Annotated in this window: 15 protein-coding genes and 1 pseudogene; 12 read left to right on the plus strand and 4 right to left on the minus strand. The window is 63.0% G+C overall.

From position 1 onward, the window contains the following. Positions 1 to 147: 147 nt before the first annotated feature. Together ACBG85_RS29760 and ACBG85_RS29765 are read left to right on the plus strand one after the other, a co-directional pair. Entirely contained in the window at positions 148 to 2,247 is a 2,100-nt protein-coding gene (locus ACBG85_RS29760) for a tyrosine-type recombinase/integrase (RefSeq protein WP_372027951.1), read from the plus strand. Continuing rightward, complete coding sequence (locus tag ACBG85_RS29765) at positions 2,244 to 2,780, plus strand: DUF6262 family protein (RefSeq protein WP_080945848.1); 537 nt, start codon at positions 2,244 to 2,246, stop codon at positions 2,778 to 2,780. Before ACBG85_RS29760 ends, ACBG85_RS29765 begins: the two co-directional genes overlap by 4 nt. Positions 2,781 to 2,871: 91 nt before the next feature. Here ACBG85_RS29765 and ACBG85_RS29770 read toward each other — a convergent pair whose 3' ends face one another. Next, a complete protein-coding gene (locus tag ACBG85_RS29770; RefSeq protein ID WP_080945847.1) occupies positions 2,872 to 3,267 on the minus strand; it encodes a pyridoxamine 5'-phosphate oxidase family protein in 396 nt (131 codons plus the stop codon). A gap of 257 nt (positions 3,268 to 3,524) precedes the next feature. On the opposite strand from ACBG85_RS29770, the gene nrdF reads away from it, so the two are divergent. Beyond that, on the plus strand, positions 3,525 to 4,493 hold the full coding sequence (gene nrdF / locus ACBG85_RS29775) for a class 1b ribonucleoside-diphosphate reductase subunit beta (RefSeq protein ID WP_046380438.1): 969 nt from the start codon (positions 3,525 to 3,527) through the stop codon (positions 4,491 to 4,493). 109 nt (positions 4,494 to 4,602) lie between these two features. Beyond that, positions 4,603 to 5,010, plus strand: a pseudogene (locus ACBG85_RS29780) (hypothetical protein); the annotation flags it as partial. Between the two features lie 756 nt (positions 5,011 to 5,766). Here the strand turns inward: ACBG85_RS29780 and ACBG85_RS29785 are convergent. After that, entirely contained in the window at positions 5,767 to 6,555 is a 789-nt protein-coding gene (locus ACBG85_RS29785) for a hypothetical protein (RefSeq protein WP_084324753.1), read from the minus strand. A gap of 1,430 nt (positions 6,556 to 7,985) precedes the next feature. Further along, entirely contained in the window at positions 7,986 to 8,603 is a 618-nt protein-coding gene (locus ACBG85_RS29790) for a cutinase family protein (protein ID WP_084324754.1), read from the minus strand. Positions 8,604 to 9,103: 500 nt separating this feature from the next. Between ACBG85_RS29790 and ACBG85_RS29795 the strand changes: the two genes are divergently transcribed. The 3 genes from ACBG85_RS29795 to ACBG85_RS29805 all read left to right on the plus strand — a co-directional run bounded on the left by ACBG85_RS29795 (position 9,104) and on the right by ACBG85_RS29805 (position 11,446). Further along, the gene (locus ACBG85_RS29795; RefSeq protein ID WP_256921939.1) at positions 9,104 to 9,523 is read left to right on the plus strand and encodes a hypothetical protein; all 420 of its coding nucleotides are present in this window, start codon (positions 9,104 to 9,106) and stop codon (positions 9,521 to 9,523) included. Between the two features lie 366 nt (positions 9,524 to 9,889). After that, positions 9,890 to 11,020, plus strand: a complete 1,131-nt coding sequence (locus ACBG85_RS29800; RefSeq protein ID WP_372027952.1) for a lipase family protein — start codon at positions 9,890 to 9,892, stop codon at positions 11,018 to 11,020. 174 nt (positions 11,021 to 11,194) lie between these two features. Beyond that, a complete protein-coding gene (locus ACBG85_RS29805; protein WP_084326105.1) occupies positions 11,195 to 11,446 on the plus strand; it encodes a hypothetical protein in 252 nt (83 codons plus the stop codon). 78 nt (positions 11,447 to 11,524) lie between these two features. Here the strand turns inward: ACBG85_RS29805 and ACBG85_RS29810 are convergent, their stop codons facing one another. Continuing rightward, complete coding sequence (locus tag ACBG85_RS29810) at positions 11,525 to 11,899, minus strand: hypothetical protein (protein ID WP_125461381.1); 375 nt, start codon at positions 11,897 to 11,899, stop codon at positions 11,525 to 11,527. Between the two features lie 805 nt (positions 11,900 to 12,704). On the opposite strand from ACBG85_RS29810, the gene ACBG85_RS29815 reads away from it, so the two are divergent. The 5 genes from ACBG85_RS29815 (at position 12,705) to ACBG85_RS29835 (ending at position 17,787) form a co-directional block, all read left to right on the plus strand. After that, positions 12,705 to 13,805: an ATP-binding protein gene (locus ACBG85_RS29815; RefSeq protein WP_084326104.1), complete on the plus strand. Its 1,101-nt coding sequence runs from the start codon at positions 12,705 to 12,707 to the stop codon at positions 13,803 to 13,805. Further along, on the plus strand, positions 13,802 to 15,040 hold the full coding sequence (locus tag ACBG85_RS29820) for a VWA-like domain-containing protein (RefSeq protein WP_073513802.1): 1,239 nt from the start codon (positions 13,802 to 13,804) through the stop codon (positions 15,038 to 15,040). The genes ACBG85_RS29815 and ACBG85_RS29820 overlap by 4 nt, the downstream gene beginning before the upstream one ends. Next, positions 15,037 to 15,231 (plus strand): hypothetical protein, encoded by a 195-nt coding sequence (locus ACBG85_RS29825; RefSeq protein WP_125053203.1) that lies wholly within the window; start codon positions 15,037 to 15,039, stop codon positions 15,229 to 15,231. Before ACBG85_RS29820 ends, ACBG85_RS29825 begins: the two co-directional genes overlap by 4 nt. After that, entirely contained in the window at positions 15,228 to 16,415 is a 1,188-nt protein-coding gene (locus tag ACBG85_RS29830; RefSeq protein WP_075836621.1) for a hypothetical protein, read from the plus strand. The genes ACBG85_RS29825 and ACBG85_RS29830 overlap by 4 nt, the downstream gene beginning before the upstream one ends. 70 nt (positions 16,416 to 16,485) lie before the next feature. Then, positions 16,486 to 17,787, plus strand: a complete 1,302-nt coding sequence (locus ACBG85_RS29835; protein ID WP_003941272.1) for an AAA family ATPase — start codon at positions 16,486 to 16,488, stop codon at positions 17,785 to 17,787. The last annotated feature ends 24 nt before the right edge of the window (positions 17,788 to 17,811 follow it).

The following is a 17,811-nucleotide window of genomic DNA, read 5'->3' on the forward strand; positions in this document are numbered from 1 at the left end:
CCTGTCGAGGAGTTCGCGAAGAAACCTCGGCAGTGGACGCAGTCCGGTGCGGGCAGGTGCGCAGTGCCGGACTGTGCGAGACCGTGGGTCTCGCGCCACGCAGTGTTGTGCCATTCGCACCACTGGTCGCGCGTGAAGACGGCGAACGTGTCCCTGGAGGAGTTTCTGGCGCGGTCCGGGGTGGTCGCATTACCGTCGTTCGGACCGTGTCAGGTAGCGGCATGCACCCGCGACCGCAGCACAAGTGGGGCGTACTGCGTCAACCACTCTCTGCATTGGAACCGCTTGATCGCTGATGCCGCGATCGGTGGGCAGGAGGTGGACGAACCACGATTTCGGCGTACTTCTGCCGCGATTCCCACGGTCAACGAATGCAGCCTGCGGGGCTTGCCGGATCGCGTTGTCGCCGAAGTACTTTTCGGCGTGCAACACCGGACGGAGTGGGGTGCGAAGACGCTGCCCGAGCACGTCCGCCCGCTGATCGCGAAACTGCTGGCCGAAGAGTGTCGGTCGGTTGAGGAGGTGGATCCGACGCAGCTGGCGGAGAATTCGAAGATCCTTTGTCGGTACATCGTCAAGTCGGTGCGGCGATTGAGGTTGACTCCGGAAACGGAACGAGTCAAAGACGACTGGGACACTTCGGTGTTCGGTTACACAGGGACGCTGCGGTTCGGGAAGATCTCGCAACCGTGGTTGCGGGAAGCGGCCAAGATTTGGGCGTACAACGATCTGCCTCAGCGGCGCTCACTGAACGCGAAAGCTGCCGCGCAGAACGACCTCCGCTCTCTGGCGAGATTGTCGGAAAGCTTACGGTTGCAACGACCGAGTGACCACGGCAACGAACCGCACCTGCTTTCCCGTAGCGATATGTGTGGATTTCTGAATCGGTTGACGTTCCTGTGCGCGGACGGAACGATCAGCGCGAAAACCCGGCATGTCACGGTGCAGGATCTTCGTCGATTGACGGGGAAGATGCGTGCGCTGGGCCTGACCCGCCCGGGTCAGCCGATGCAGGGACTTCCGGACGACTTCATCCTGTATCCGGAAGACATACCTCAGGAAGGTGATGTCGAGAAGGAATGCAGGGATCTTCCGATCGAGGTGATGCGGCATATCTGCGAACATCTCGACGAATTGGAGCAGGCAAGCACGAGAGATATTCGAGTGGCAGTGGAGTTGATCATCGATACCGGACGGCGCCCGGATGAGATCTGCCGGCTCGACCTCGACTGCTTGGACCGGGACGAGCAGGGCAAACCTGTCCTCGTCTACACCAACTTCAAAGCCGATCACCGGGGTGCACGTCTGCCGATCGGCGAAGCCACTGCTGCCACGATCATCGCCCAATGCGAGCGCGTCCGTGCCCGATTCCCCGATGAGCCGATCGAGACGCTCAAACTCATCTCCGCTCCGACACGAAATCCGCACGGACGGCGGGCGTTGAATGACAAATACCTCAGCAAACGCCATCACGAGTGGATCCTCACTCTCCCCGACATCAGCATCCCGATGACCGTGGAATCCGACGGCAAACGGGTGACGAAAATGTTGCCGTTCAATCGGTCCCAGATATTTCTCTACGCCTACCGGCATACATACGCCCAGCGCCACGCCGACGCAGGTGTCGGCGTGGATGTCTTGTGCCAGTTGATGGGTCATCGCTACATCGGCACGACACAGGTGTACTACCGCGTCGGTGAAGACAGACGCAGGGAAGCCGTCGATCGGCTCACGAGTATGCACTTCGACCGACACGGAACCAGGATCTGGCGTGAAGCGACCGCGCTACTCGATTCCGAACACCTCCGCCGCGCGGTCGGCGAGGTCGCCGTCCCCTACGGAAGCTGCAGCGAACCGAGCAACGTTGCCGCCGGCGGGCACGACTGCCCGATCCGGTTTCGATGCGTCGGCTGCTCACACTTCTCGACCGATGTGTCGTACCTGCCCGACCTCGAAGGTTATCTCGCGGCGTTGCTGCGTAGCCGTGAGCGACTTCGCGGTGCGTTCGTCGCCGATGACTGGGCCACGGCAGAAGCGATGCCCTCGGAAGCGGAAATCTCCCGCATCCGTCGCCTGATCTCACAGATCAAAACCGAGGTCGATGACTTACCTACCACGGATCGCGCTCAGATCGAGGAATCGATCGGAATCGTGCGCCGGGCCCGCACCACCGTCGTCGGTCTCGGGACACCGCAGGTCAGGCAACCGCTCCCCGATGTCCGGCCGGACAGGACATCTGAGCAATGACGAACCCGATGATCAACGGACGCCGCGCTGACACCTCTCGTCGCAGGCAACGAGTACTGACCACACTCGAAGGCGCTGTGGCGGTCGGAACGCAGATCAGTGTCGCCGGGATCGCCCGAGCAGCGGGAGTGGACCGCACCTTCCTGTACCGCCACAAGGACCTGCTCTCTCAGATCTATACCGCTCAAGCTGCGCCGACAAGCATTACGGCGAATGAGGCTGCGGTAACGCGAGAATCGTTGCACGCGGACCTCGCCAACGCACAGCAACGCATCACCCGCTTCGCCGCCCACAACGCGCTCCTGGAGCGGAAACTCTCCGAACTGCTCGGGCAACAGGTCTGGCGCGAGTCCGGGCTCGGCGCACCCGCCGACGTCGAACAACTCCAACGCCGCATCACCTCGCTCGAGCAGCAGGTCGTCGACCTCACCGGCCGCCTCGAAGAACGCGATCAAGAACTCGACGCAGCCCGCGCCGCGAACCGGGAACTTTTCACCAACATGAATACGCAACATCGACTCGGTGGTGTGTAGTTTCATTCGCCCCGAACTGGGCACCAGCATTTCGTTCGGCGTGTGATGAAATTTCCTGCGGCAGAAGGGTACCGAGTGTTCTTCTTCTCACCTAGATACGTGTGCCTGCGGTGGCTCCGGGTTTGAGGGTGAAGATTTCCTCGATGTGAATCAGGACCGCACATTTGGGGGCGGACATTCCTCGTTCCGAAGCGAAGTGGGCGGCGTTGTCGAACGCAGGGCCCGAATCGTGCACTTGCGCGGATCCGAGGAAACGATATCCGTCGAGTGCGTCACGGTCGATGACCGCCACCGCGATTTTCGAGCCGGCACGAATATTGCGCAGGGTCTGCCCGCCGGTGTTCTCGTTGAAGATCAGTGTGGTGTCGTCGTATACCCGCAGGGATCGTTTCGGGCCGATGTTCGGCAGCGCTCCGTCTGTGACGGTTGCCAGGATCGGTAGCTGCTCGCTGAGCATTGCGGTCATCTCACTGGTAAGGGTGGGCACTGAAATGGGGTCCTTTCCGGTCGTCTACCTGTCATTCGAACTCACTCCGACTCAAATTTCGGTGTGCCAAACTAAACTATCAGGCTCGACGAACTATGATCTATTCTGCCTGTGTAACGCAATATGTTGTGCATGATGTCCCGATCATGTCTATATTTAGTGCCCTTTTCGGGTTGCCGGATGTGGAAACTGGAGAAATGTCGGCTGCCGGCACAGGCGGATACCGCGTTCACCGAACAAACGAAGGAGCTGCGTACATGAACCAAATCCCGGGCGATGCGATCGAGGCAATCAATTGGAACGAGGTGCCGGACGAGAAGGATGTCGAGGTGTGGAATCGGCTCACCACGAACTTCTGGCTCCCCGAAAAAGTACCGTTGTCGAATGATCTTCCGACCTGGCAGGCGATGACCCCCGAACAGCAAACATTGACGGTCCGGGCGTTCACCGGACTGACCCTGCTCGACACCATGCAAGGGACCGTCGGATGCATCGAGATGCTCGCCGACTCCGTCACCGACCATGAAGAAGCCGTCTATACGAACATGGCATTCATGGAATCGGTGCACGCCAAAAGCTACAGTTCCATCTTCTCGACTCTGTGCTCGAGCAAGGAAATCCGCGACGCCTTCGCGTGGTCACGACAGAACGAGTTCCTGCAACGCAAAGGACGAATCATCTTGTCCTACTACCGAGGTGACGACGCGCTGAAGAAGAAGATCAGCTCCGTGATGCTCGAATCGTTCATGTTCTACAGCGGCTTCTACCTGCCGATGTACTGGTCGGCGCGATCGATGCTCACCAACACCGCCGACATCATCCGCCTGATCATCCGCGACGAAGCAGTCCACGGCTACTACATCGGCTACAAATTTCAACGCGGATACAACCTCGCCGACACCGGGCGAAGAGCCGAACTCGAAGACTTCGCGTACTCCATGCTCACAGACCTGTACGAGAACGAGGTCCGCTACGCGCACTACCTGTACGACCCCCTGGGCATGACCGAACCGGTGTTGCCCTACATGCGGTACAACGCCAACAAAGCTCTCGCCAACCTCGGATTCGCGGACCTGTTCCCGCGTGACCAATGCCAGATAGCGCCCGAGATCCTGTCTTCGCTCGACCCGGGAGCGGCCGAGAACCACGACTTCTTCTCCGGATCGGGAAGCAGCTACGTCATCGGCAAGACCGAACACACCACCAGCGACGACTGGAGTTGGTGAGCACGCATCACCGCACCACATTCAATTGAATGTGTTCTGCCCACCCCTCGCATCCTGAACTGCGCAAACCATGGTTCATGGACGGCTGAAACAGCTTCATACCCCCAGAGAAGTCGCGCTCGTGCCGCAGCCAAAGGATGCTGCGATCGACTGCGCCGCAATTTTGCTGGAGGGCTTCGACGTGGTTGTCCTGGGGCTCTCTGGTGGCGCTGTAACGCCTTCTCGCGGACGGGCTGTGGCCGCGCGTGCAAGGAGCAAGGGATCACTGTTGATTGTCACGGAAGGGCAATGGGACGGTCCGGATCTGCGGATCTCGTCCCGAGTAGCCAGATACACGGGATTGTCAGCGGGGAGGGGGCGTGTGACAGGCGTTCGACTCGACATCGCGGCCGCCGGCAAAGGATTCCAACAACGCACCGGAACCCTGGAGATCCGGGACGAGAGCGGACAACTCCGCTGGGCCACCGTCGACGACACCCTCGCCGCCGGGGTACCGCCATTGAGGGCAGCGCAGTGATCAACACCGACCACTGGACCGAACGCTGGCCCGATCACCCCGTGATCAGGACATTCGACGAGCCGAAGGCAGTGAAAGTCGACATCTTGTAGACCGGGTTTGAGCGTGTCCAATGTCCAGTGTCGATGTGATTCGGCGGACCTGTTGGTGTCGACCACTCTCGTAACTACGCCGCCGTCGCCTCAGGGTCGACACACCGGGGTCGAGGTGGGCGTGTTCGAAAAGGTGACAGTGGTGCGGGTGTTGTTTCAGCGGACGACGTTGAAGGCGTTCTTCTGTATGCCGTCTGCTGCATTTGGATAGTCGGTACGCGGACGTCGGGGTGACGGTGATGGCGAGACAGTATTTGGGGTCAGAAGTTCGATCCGAAGCCGCGTTGATAGCTGTTTCCACCGGTAGGTGGATTGAATGTCCCTTCGAACCTTCCGTTCGGCCACTTCCGGGGTCTAGCCTGACCTGACAGGGTCGGACGATCGGGAGCCCCCTTCAGGGACGTTAGTGATTCAAGTGGCTGGATGCGGGGACTCCTATTGCAGTGGGAGTGTCGGCGCCCGATCTGGGCCGTGATCCCGTGCGACCTCGGCGGACACTGCCCCTGATTGGAGGTGAGTCAAATGGGAGCAACGGCTTGGGCTTTTTGGGGACCGTACGCGCCGCTCGTCTACATTCTTTCGTTACTCGGCGTGCCGGTCGACTGACTCCAGAGCGACAGCGGGCCAGCAGTCGACTTGATCGCTGGCCCGCTGTCGCATGTGTTCAGTTGTTGACCGGGCTGAAGCCCTTACCCTCAGGGAGGGGGCTACCCGGGGAGTTGATCTCGTTGAGCACCGCCGAGAACTTCACGTACTCGAACGACGTTCCGCTGGCAGCAATGCCGCGCACATAGCCGCTGATCTTGGTCGTACCCGCGGCGAACAAAGGACCACCCGAATCGCCGCCAGTCGATAATCCAGCGGTGAAGATCCGCGTGGGGCTGTCGCCGACGACGATCCCGCAAGTGATGCCCGAGCCGATCCCGTCCTTGCACATGTTGGTGAACAGGCCGGGGTTGGCCACGCCGATGCCGTCGATCCGCGCGCCCGGACCGTTCGACCGGAGGTCGGCATCTGCGTTCAGCTTGATCACGACGTAGTCGGTGCCGAACGAGTTCGGGTTGACCTGGTCGACGGGCACCGGGTATCCGGTTCCGTTCCAGCTCCGATAGGCGATGTTTCCGATGTGCTTGCGGGGACCGTTGTTGGGCGTCCACTCATAGACCGGTCCACCATCGGGCACGTAGTTCCCGTTCGACCAACCGCCACCCGGCAGGGGGCCCGGCGACTGGCTCACACAGTGCGCCGCAGAGATCGCGATCTTGTTGCCGTACTGGTCGTAGCCAACCGCCGCGAGTGTGCACCGGTTTTCCGGACCGTTGGCCGTTAGGCTCCCCGTCCAGCCCGTACCGTTGGTGACGACGCCGGTCGCAGCCTGGGCTGCCGGAGCAAATGCCAGCATCGGTAGGACGAAGGCTGCGATCGACGCGAGAAGGATCAGAATTCGCTTCATTATTCTCCTTTTATTGATGAACCTGACGACTTGAGGGAGATCGTGGATCACGGGTCTTGCTTCATCAGGAGGGCGAACGGCCCGAGAATTCGTGTTCAATTGGCGACCGGAGTGAATCCTCGGCCGTCGACGGGCCCCTGTGAGGCCATGCCGGGGCGCACCATCACGTGAGGAATGTGCTGACGGCGACTGCGAGACTTCGAGTGTTCTTCTCATTTCTTCCTCTTTCTTGTGGCGATGAGGTATTGCTGAGGGACGCCTCATCGCGGCGAAGTTTCCGGGCCGCGAATCCGTATTTCACGGGCACGCCAAGCAGAGCTGTTCGGCCCGGATGGTTTTTATTTGCGCTATTCAATCGGCTGAAACGAGAGCTGATGAAAGGGGCCTCTGGATACCTTTCTGTTATTGAGGGCGGCCATTAGTGCGCAATATCTAATCTATTGAGAGTGCACTCGTTTCCCGAATGTTCGAGCTAACAGAAGGTTCGCGCTCCTGCGGTCGAGCCGGGAGAGTCCTGTGCGGGCCTGTTTGACTCGGTCTCGGTGGTGGCCGCGTCGGGACGCCGGGGTGGGCGGGTGGTGCGGTCTACGCGTGGGGAAGGACCATTGCCGGCAGAGTCTCTTTGCTGTCCAGAGGCTTTCGACTGTCGTCGGTATCGGGCGTCGCGTGCGGCCTGCAAGGCGCGACGTGCAGAGGGGAGGTCTTCGTGGCAGATCCTCAAGTGGGCTGCGGCGGCGCCCCAGGCGGTCACGCGGTTGCCAGTGATGCCCCGCCAACCGCAGGTGCAGACGACGACCGTGGAGAACCGTGTGGCATCGATGTAAATTGTGGCCATGTCCTTGCTCCATATCCGCGAAAATGAGTGGTTAGAGACGCGGAAAGCGGCAAGTTCGTAGTAGCTCGGCTACTGCGAACTCGCCGCTCGAAGAGACTCGGATTCCTGGCCGGTGTCGGTAACGCTGGGGATGCGCTGTCGCCGATTCCACCGCTTCGTATGGGCACACGCCGGAGACCATGTCCGTGGGATCGCGACCATCCCGAGGCGATCGGGCACCGAATGTCGCGAGAACCTCAAAGAGCAACGCAGACGGCGGAGTTGGTGTGCGAACTTCGCCGCAACACCGCTGAGCCCACGGCACAGTCGACGCAGTAGGCGATGACGTTGTCGAGTCCGAGCGCGACTCCGCCCCTGTAGTAGTGCCCCCATGTTCAAACGGTATTGACGATGCACTCGTTTCCCGCCAAACAGACAAAACCCCAGGCCACGGTTCAGTCAGGGGACGTGGTCGGGACACACACGCGGAGGGGGTTGCCATGTGCATCCACATGACTGACTCGGCCGCAGTTTCGATGGAGCGCCGCCGCTAGGCGACCATGCAGGAAGCTACGGCAGACGACCTTCTGCGAGATCCCGCGCCGGTAGCCCGGTCTCAGAACCAGCGGTAGTCCTGTCCGTTACCCCAGTCGGAGTAGTGGTTGACGTCCTTGTCGTAGGCGTCGTGTGTACCGCCGACGAAGTAACCGTCCCAGGTCGCCTGCGAATTGCAGATGTGATCGCTGTTGTTGCACACCGTCCACACCGGCACCCCGCTGTAGAAGTTGTCTGCACCAGCGAGCGGCGGATAGAGGTTGAACGGGAAGTCGGTCTGCGCGAAGCCCGGGCCACCTGGTCCCGCAGGGCGTTTCGGGTCGGCGAGCAAAACGGTGTTGATATTTCCGAACCCGGTGCCGTTCTCGGTCAGCCACACATGAACGACCGCAGCGCCGCCGGAGTGGCCGACCATCTTGATGTGGTCGCCGGGGCAGAACCGGCGATGATCCCGCGTGAGCCGGTTCAGCTCGTTGACCCCGGCTCGGGTGTCGTAGCTGTTGTAACCGACACGCTGGTTCTGGTTGAAGAAGCCGTCCGAATTGTTGTTGTTGAGTCCGCCGACGACGACGGACCAGGTGCCGACGCATTGATTGATCGGAGTTTCTGCGGATGCTGTGGGTATGAACACGCCCAGTAAGCCCAGCATCGCTGCCAATGCGAAGATGAGTCGTTTCATGACTCCCGTTCCCCTCAGATTTCGTCATGCTTCGGTCGCTCGATTTCCGGTCGCGACTCGATGCATTTCTTGAGATATCGCCCTTTCTGGCCATCTGGCCAGGTGGATATGCCTCCGTTTCCTTGAATTAGATTCGGATTGGCGCAGAGTCTTCCGACAGAAATGGGTGCGACTCCGATCCAGGACCGTTTCATTCCCGTTCCGTACTAACCGGGTTTCAATGAGGGCGACCGCGATTGGTATTTCGATTCGTTTCCCAAATCCTCTCCTGCGCACTTTAAAATCTATTGAGAGTGCACTCGATTTAAGAATCCGAAATCGGATCGCTCGCTTCGCGGAGGGTGACATCCAAGTTGCCAGGTTGGTCTGAGTCGTAAGTTCAGCTAGATATTGGACCGCCGGGCCGGGTGGGTGTGTTCCAGCTGCACGAATAGGGCGAGCAACACGGGCGGTGAGCAGTAGAGTGACGAAGCCTGGCCCCGACTGTTTGGGAGGTCGCCATGATCGATTTCGTTCGCCGATGGGTCGCCGGCGCTGCGATCGTGGCCGGTGCGGTTCTGGCGCCAGCAGCCGTCGCCTCCGCAGCGGTCACCGTTCCGTTCCAGATCAACCCGGCGCCGTTCGGAAACCCGAACGGCAGCCTCGACGTTCCCTCGATCCGCTGCTGGGCCGTCGTCGACGAACAGCCTGGGACCGTGACGATCACCGGCCCGAAGGACGGCATAAGGGCGTGCCTACTCCCGGGCGACATGCACTGGCTGAACCTGTCGAATGGAGCCTCCGGGACCGCCCGGATGTCGGCCGGAAGGGACGGATACCCGGAAGCAACCCTGCCGACCGGAACTGGGCAGGTCGTCATCGCCGCCACTTCAAATGCCGGCCCCTACACACCGGGCCTCGTGACCGTTTACGTTCCGTAGGCGAGGGCCCCGTTGGTCCACTGATGCGTGGGATCCGAACCAAGTCGTTTCCAGCCGTCGTAGCGAGCTACCTCATCACAACAACGGTGAAATAGGCGAGAGGTCCGGTGCCCTACGACTGGAAGGCGTCATGGACTGTCCAGTAGTGCCAGTAGTGCACCAGACATCGGCCGTGCGCTCCCGCTCGGTCGGGGTGGCACGTCACCTGCCGATCACGTCAGTATGCGGGTGAGAACGTCCGTGCTGTACATGTCCGGTCATCTTGCTGTACGAGCACCCGAAGATGGTCGAACCGGTACGCCGGCACCGCCGGTTCGCGCAGAATGGAAGTCGGCGCAGACACCGACGAACCACGGGAGCGATGCGATGATCCGACAACGACTCGGCCAAGCATTGATGGTGATCGCACTCGCCTCCGCGGCCGTCTCGACCGCGCCCGTCCACGCGCAGGAACCGGCGCCAATCACGACGCCGGGCACAGTGACCGCGGCAACTCCCCTGCCACACTCCTTCTGGATTCCCGGCGCAGCCAACGCATCAAAGCTCACGTACTGGTCCACAGGACCGCGCAGCCAGCCCGCGTTGAGTACGGGCGCGCTCTTCCTGCCCCCCGGCGATCCACCCGAAGGCGGCTGGCCGGTCATCTCGTGGGCTCACGGCACTGTAGGTATTTCCGACCAGTGCGCTCCCACCGTGACCGGGACCGTCGGCAGTCCATACCTCACGAACTGGCTCTCGCAGGGCTACGCGATCGTCGCGACCGACTACGTGGGGCTCGGCACGCCGGGAATCCACGCGTACCTGGACGGACCGTCGGCGGCGCACAGCGTGATCGACATGGTGCGCGCCGCGCGTGCGGTCGAACCGTCGCTCTCACCGCGGTGGTCGGCACTCGGACAGTCTCAGGGCGGGCAGGCCGCTATGGTCACGGCAGCGATGGCCACACGGTACGCACCCGAATTGGACTACCGGGGCGCGGTCGCGACCGGGGCGCCGTCCAATCTGGAGAACCTTGCACCACTCGTGGGGCCGGACTTTCCACGATTGCCACTGACCGGCAGCACCGTGTTCGTCTCGTACCTCTTGGCCGGACTCCGGGCGGCGCGACCCGATCTCGACATCGATCGCTACCTGACACCGCGCGGCACGGATGCCCTTGCCCGAGCCGAAACCGACTGCTACCAGGACATGGCATCGGGGCTCGGCGACGTCACGATCGGCGATCTGGTGAACCGGCCCCTCGACGATCTCGCGGTGCTGGCTGCTGCTCGCGGCATGCTGGAGATCCCGACGACAGGGTACGACCGGCCAGTGTTCCTCGGGCAGGGGCTGACGGACGAGATGGTGCCGGCACCGCTGGCTTTGAAACTTGCGGCCGAACTCGCCGCCAACCGCCAGCCAGTCACATTCCGCACATATCCGACCGGTCATATCGAGACGATGCGGGCAGCGCTCCCCGAAAGCCTCTCCTTCGTCCGAAATCTCTTCCAGCCGTAGGTGAATTCATGCGGTTGTCGCAACGATCATCGCCCTGACCGTGCTCGGCTGGGGCCTCCAGTCGAGCGTCTGACATCTTGCGGTTCGTTCAGATGAAAGTGTCGGTTGTGTGGTGGAAATGCGGAGCGGCGACGCCTTCCGATTCACTGGCCACTGTCCAGTAGTGCACAAGAGATGGGCCGCGCGCTCCCACTCGGGCGTGGGGGAGCCTCACGCGCCGATCACGTGAGCATGCGGGTGAAAACGTCCGCGCTCTACATGTCCGGATACCTCGACGGCGTTCTCAAATTCTGGGCACGGATGCACGATGGGCAATGGTTGGCCGGGGTAACCGTGCGCGTCACCGATGCCGGCGGAACCAACCTCGTCGAAATCGACATGCTCGTGACCGCCGACGCCATCGCGGAAGTGCCGGCCACCACTTGAGCGGGGCAAATACGGATACGCGAAAAGGGCCGGTGAGTAATGCGTTCACCGGCCCTACGCGTACGAACTCGACCTATGTCACCAGTTCTGAAGGATGTAGATGTTGTTGTTCCAGATCGCAGGATCGGTGAGCGAGAAGGAGATCTCACCTCGGTGGGACGCTGTTTCCTCGACCAACTGATCGATGCTGGCGTAGACGTGCTGGCCGTCGCCCTTGTAGATCGAGCCTTCGCCGAGGGCGATGCTCCAGTAGTCGTTCGGAACGACCTCGAGGAAATCCGCGGCATTGGTGTCGGCAATGAATTGAGTTTCGTTCGGATCGAATCGAATGCCGACATACCCGTTGCCGGAGTACGGGGTTGCGGCAGATGCGGCACCCGCCCCGAGCAGTGCGACAGCACCGGCCGCGACCGGGACCAACAGCGCAGCTACAGCCATACGTGAACGGGACATGTAAACCTCCTACGACGTGAAGGCTGCATCGGCCGCAACCCACTTTGATGTAACTGACGGTAGCGCAAAACTTGATAACCGAACATTTGCGACAACATGACGTCGGTCACGTCGGCAGTAGCGCGAAAGCCTCGCAATCTGGGCATTCATAGATTATGACTAGGCGAAACAAGGCTGATCGTCCCTAGGTGCGGAGGCGGAAACGGCCCGCTTGCCGCTTTCAGTTCCAGATGAGTAAATGCCTAGCACTCAACCCGGTCGGTCGGATCACCTACTGCATCCGCCTGCCCGGCGGCCGGCCTGCGGTGTCTCCCGAAGAGCACTCCGCTTCGCTCCGCTCTGTACAAGTGAAAAGATCCTTTTTCCTTTTTCTGTCCTTCCGATCCTGATCGACGCGCTCGTCACTTGTGTGGACGCCATCACTGCGGTGCCGGCCACCTAGACGGTTGCGGAGGCGACCGTGATTGTCTCGGGGCTGCGGGATCACTGGTTCTGTCTGGCTCGCTGGGGGTTCAGACGATACGAAGTGTTCCCAAATCCTGGCTCAAGGCCGAACCCAGGCAGTTAGGACCGCAGCTCGATCGAGTGCGAAGAGTTGGCACTCCACGTCGTTGGCGGCCTTTTGTACCTCGTACGCGGTGGTGCCGGCAGTCGGCGAGGTGGTCGTTTCTCACGTCCCCGGCACAGGGTGCGCCGGGGACGTGAGAAACGATTCTAGCGCCTATTTGCGCAGGTCAACCTATATAATTGGGGAGTCTAATTCGGTAGCGGACCTGACCAGTTCGCTCGATTCTGGAGGATTCCTGTGGCTGATTTGGCTACTGCTGTGACTGTGTTGGATGCGAACGGGCGGGCGGGTGTGCCGTCGTTGTTGATTTCGGGTCCGGGGATGGGCAAGTCGAGTTTGGTGCGTGGGTTGGCGGCGGCGGATGGGGTGTTGTGCAAGACGGTGTTGGGGTCGTTGCGTGAGCCGTCGGATTTCGCGGGGTTGCCGGTGGTGCGGGAGCACGGTGTGACGCTGGAGGCTCCGGCGTGGGCGAAGGAATTGGTTGCCGGGGGTGGCGGGTATCTGTTTCTGGACGAGTTGACGACGAGTCCGCCTGCTGTGCAGGCGGCGATGTTGGCGGTGGCGCTGGATCTGACTGTCGGTGATGTGCAGTTGCCGAAGGGAACTCGGGTGATTGCGGGGGCGAACCCTCCGGATTGCGCTGCTGGTGGGTACGAGTTGGAAGCGCCGTTGGCGAATCGGTTCTGCCATGTGGAGTTCACGCCGTCTGTGGATGAGTGGTTGGACGGTATGTCGACGGGGTGGGGTGCACCGCCTGCCTCGCGTGCGGTGGCCACCGATGAGCAGCGGGTTGCGTTGGTGCGCAGTTCGATCACCGGCTTTGTGCAGCGCAATCCTGATGCGTTGGATGCGTTTCCGTCGTCGGCTGCGCAGACCGGTGGTGCGTGGCCGTCGCGTCGTACGTGGTCGATGTTGGCGGCGGTGTTGCCGCATTTGCGGGAGGACGACAACGCGGCGATCAACACGGCGGTGTTCGGGTTGATCGGTGAGGGCGCGGGCGTGGAGTTCTTGGAGTGGCGGCGTAGCGCGGATCTTCCCGATCCGGTTGCGGTGGTGGAGAATCCCGATTCGGCGTTCGATTGGCAGTCGCGTCCTGATCTGGTGTGGGCGGTGCTGTCCGGTGTCACGGCGTGGGCGGCGGGGCGCGGCACGGTGGAGGCCTGGCGCAGTGCGTGGGGTCCGCTGATCGCGGCTGCGGAGGCGGGCGCACCGGACGTGGCGGGCGCGGCGGCGCGCACGCTGGCGAAGGCGCGACCGGCGAAGGCGACTGTCCCGGCGTCTGCACGTCGGTTCGCGCCGATGTTGACCGCTGCGGGTCTGATGGAGGCGGCGGCATGAGCGGGGTTCGGGCGCTCGCGCCGGATGAGTTGCGGGCGTTTCGCCTGGCACGGCTGGTTTCTGCCGAACAGATGCCGTATTTCATGCGGGCGTTGTTCGCGGCGCAGCCTGTTGCTGCACCGGGGTTGGGCACGTTCGCGGTGGATGCGCAGTGGCGGCTGTATCTCGATCCGGCGTTGTTGGTGGGGGCTGGTGCGTGGCCGGTGCCGGTGGCGGGTGCGGTGTTGTTGCACGAGGTCGGGCACTTGCTGCGGGCGCACGGTGCGCGGGGTCAGTCCTTGCCGAAGCCGGTGCAACACGTGGCGTGGAATTACGCGGCGGATGCGGAAATCAACGACGACTTGCTGGCGGCGGGCGTCGGGTTACCGGACGGGGTGATCACTCCACAATCGTTCGGGTGTGAGGACGGCGGAATCGCAGAGGACTACTACACGCACCTGATCGATCCGGCTACGGGGCAACAGTTTCCAGACGACGACGATGTGGGATGCGGGTCCGGTGCGGGGTGCGCGCCGGTGCCGGGGGAGTTGGGTGCGGCAGCGGGGGAGGTCGCGGACGGGTTGGACGGCGCGGAAGCGGATCTGGTGCGCCGTCATGTGGCGCGGGCGGTGCAGGCGGCGCAAGGGAAGGGGCGCGGGAGCGCACCGGCAGGATTGGCGCGGTGGGCTGGTGAGGTTCTCACGCCGCCGACCGTGCCGTGGGATCGGGTGTTGCGTGCGGTGATCCGGCGCGCGCTGGCGGATCAGTCGGGGCGGACGAACTACAGCTATGCGCGTCCGTCGCGGCGCAGCCTGCCGGGGATCGTGGCCCCGGCGATGCGGGGTCCGTCGATCACGGTGTCGATTGTGATCGACACGTCGGGGTCCATGTCGGCGGGTGATCTGTCGGCGGCGATGGGTGAGGTGGCGGGTGTGCTGCGTGCGGGCGGTGTGGCGCGGGAGCGGGTACGGATTCTCTCGTGCGATGCGGCATCGACGTCTGCGCAGGCGGTGCGGTCGGTGGCTGATGTGGTGTTGGTGGGCGGCGGCGGTACGGATATGCGCGTCGGGATCGATGCGGCGAACGCGGCCCGTCCTGCCCCGCACGTGGTGATCGTGTTGACGGACGGGGATACGCCGTGGCCGGATCGGCCGTCGCGGGCGCATCTGGTGTGCGCGGTGATCGGCAACGACACTGCACTGGCACGGACCCCGGAATGGGCGTCGAGTGTGCAGATCCCGGTCGGTGCGTTGTGAACGCGGTGAGCGGTGATCTGTTGCGGTACGCGCAGCAGGTGTTGACCGGTACCGGTCACGCGCCGGATCAGGTGGCGAGCGTGGTCGCCGGTACCGGCGAGGATGCGGCGGCGCGGGCCTTGCGTGCGGGGTGGGAGTGCGCTGCGAATCCGGTGGTCGGGGCGTGCGAACAGACGGAGGACGTGTCGTGAGCGTGGAATGGTTCGATCTGGCTCAGCGTCTCTATGCCGCCGAAACAGGGCGCCCCGTTGCTCGGCTCGCACACACTACGTTCACCCCGTCAGCGTCGGCGCTGGCGGTGCGGGCGACGGTACGCGGCGGCAGTGTGAGCGTGTCCGCTGCGTCGTTCGGTGGAGGTGAGGAAACCGCGTGCGACGAGGCAGGGTTGGCGTTGCTCGCACGGTTGGGCGGCACACTGGCGGCGGATACCCCGGCGATGTTGCTCACCGACGACACCGGCACGATCCCGGCCCTGGTGGGGTTGGCGCGGGCGCACGCTCACCACAGTGACCCGAACATCTCCGGTAGCGCCGCGATGGTGGGGTGGTGGGCAGATCGCGCGGATCATCCCGGCACATCGGCGGTGGTGAATCTTCCGGCCGCCTCCAGTGCCCGCTACGTGCTCGGAGTGGTGCCGGAAGCGCAGCGGTCGGCGCGGGTATGGCGAAAGTGGTTGCAGATCACCGACGAGAGTGTCGCCGGGATGCACGAATGGGCGCGTGCGATCGGCAGTGGCCCGTTGTTACCGCTGCTCGCTGCGATCGGTGAAGACGACGCCTATTCGTTTTCTCGGGCACAGTCCGCACTGGTGGACGGTCACGACTGGTCGCGTCCCGACAACACGGCCAGCGCCGCGATGGGTCTGCGAAGTCGTTGTGACGCAGCAGATGTGATGTCATCAGCCTTGCTCGATGATCCGATGTGGCGCGAGCGCGCATTGCACACCGGCCACGTCGCGGTGGGTGTGGCATCGATGACGCCGCCACCGAAAGGTTCACGTCGGCGCAACGGGTCGTTGTCGGTGACGTGTGAGCGTCTGGATTCGCGCCTGCGGGTCGGATCTGCTGTCACCGGGTGGGTCGGTACACCGCGACGGCGTCCGTTCGAGCAGTTCACTGTCGAGGTCACATCGACCGAGGTTGTCGGCGGGAAGTTGGTGCTCGGACTCGGTTCGGTGGGGATGTATGCGCCGCCGAGTGGCGCGTCGGTGGTGTTGATGCCGCAAGCGGCGTCGCCGCACACGATGCGCGCTGGTCGTGGCCGGTACTGGCGGCTCTACCGAGGGCGGCGGTCCTGGCTTTCGACGGGGCAGACACCCGTCCCTTCCCGGCGTGAAGTGCCGTTGGACGTGCTCATAGCGGGCGCAGAGGAATAGCACCGGCAGCATACCTGCCTTAGGTAAATAGCCAGTTCAGAGACTTTTTTCACGAAAGGTTTGATTCGTCATGCGCATTACTGCCTCGTCGTCCGATATTGCTGCCCCCTCCGGCCCGGTGCCGTCGTCGTCCCGTCCGCCCGTCCCGTCGCTGACGGGGTGGCCGGGGTCGGAGATCATGGCCGACCCGATCACAGCGCGTGTGCTGTTTTCGGTGTGGTCGGGTGATCCGGCGGTGGTGGTGCCGTCCCCTCCCGGTGCGGGCAAGACCCGCTTGGTTGCATTACTGGCTGCGGCATTGGCGCACCGCGCGGATCTGCGCGTGGGGATCGCGGCGCAGACCCGCGAACAGGCGGTGGAGATTGCACGCCGGTTGGGAACACTCACCGACCGCGCCGCCTTGATGTGGAAAGCGAAAGCACCGGCACCGGACAGCGGCGACACACCGGTGGTCTCGGGACAGAAAGTGCGCTGGCAGGGCGACGTCGGTGCAATTCTGATCGGCACGACGGCGCGATGGTTGTTCTCGGACCCAGACCGAGTCGGTGCGGACGTGTTGATCGTGGACGAGTCGTGGCAATGCACCTACGCCGATCTGGGAGCGCTGGGAGCCATGGCGAAACAGGTGGTGTGCGTCGGTGATCCCGGCCAGATCGACCCGGTGGTGACCGGCGATGTATCTCGTTGGGAGGGAAGCGAAACCGCACCCGATCTACCCGCCCCGATTGCACTGTTGGCTGCGCACGGCGACGCGGTGGGGATGGTGCGGTTGGCGCACACCTGGCGACTCGGACCCGACACCACAGCACTGATCGCGCCACTGTTCTACCCCGACCTGCCGTTCACCTCCAAGCGTCCCCCGGAACACCTCACCGATTCGAGCGGAGCCGTGTGGCCCGAATTGGCGCACCGCCCGATCACAGCCTGCGGAGGCCCGTCCGATCCGGCCCTGGTGACCGCATGCGCCGCGCGGGCGGCGGAACTACTGGCAGCGGATCTGGTCACCACCGCAGGCCAGCGGCCAATGACGGCCGCCGACGTGGCCGTGGTGGTCCCGCACGTGACCCAGGCTGCGGCAATCCGTGCCCTACTCAGCGAGCACCCCGACGTACTGGTCGGCACCGCCAACTCGCTGCAAGGCCTCGAGCGCCCTGCCGTCGTGGTGCTGCACCCGTTGGCGGGATACCGGACCGCCGAACCTTTCAACCTCGACGCGGGCCGCACCTGCGTGATGCTCTCGCGTCACCGCGCCCACATGTCCGTCGTCATCGATGACACGACCGCGAGCGTCCTTGCACACGGTGCGCCGTCGCCCGCGCTCGAGGTCCAGACCGCCCTGTTGGCCGCGCTGCACAGCACCCCCGCTGTGTAGCTCACCCGCAAGGGAAAGGGACAC

This window comes from Rhodococcus sp. NyZ502, from assembly GCF_041464245.1.
GTDB lineage: Bacteria > Actinomycetota > Actinomycetes > Mycobacteriales > Mycobacteriaceae > Rhodococcus_F > Rhodococcus_F qingshengii.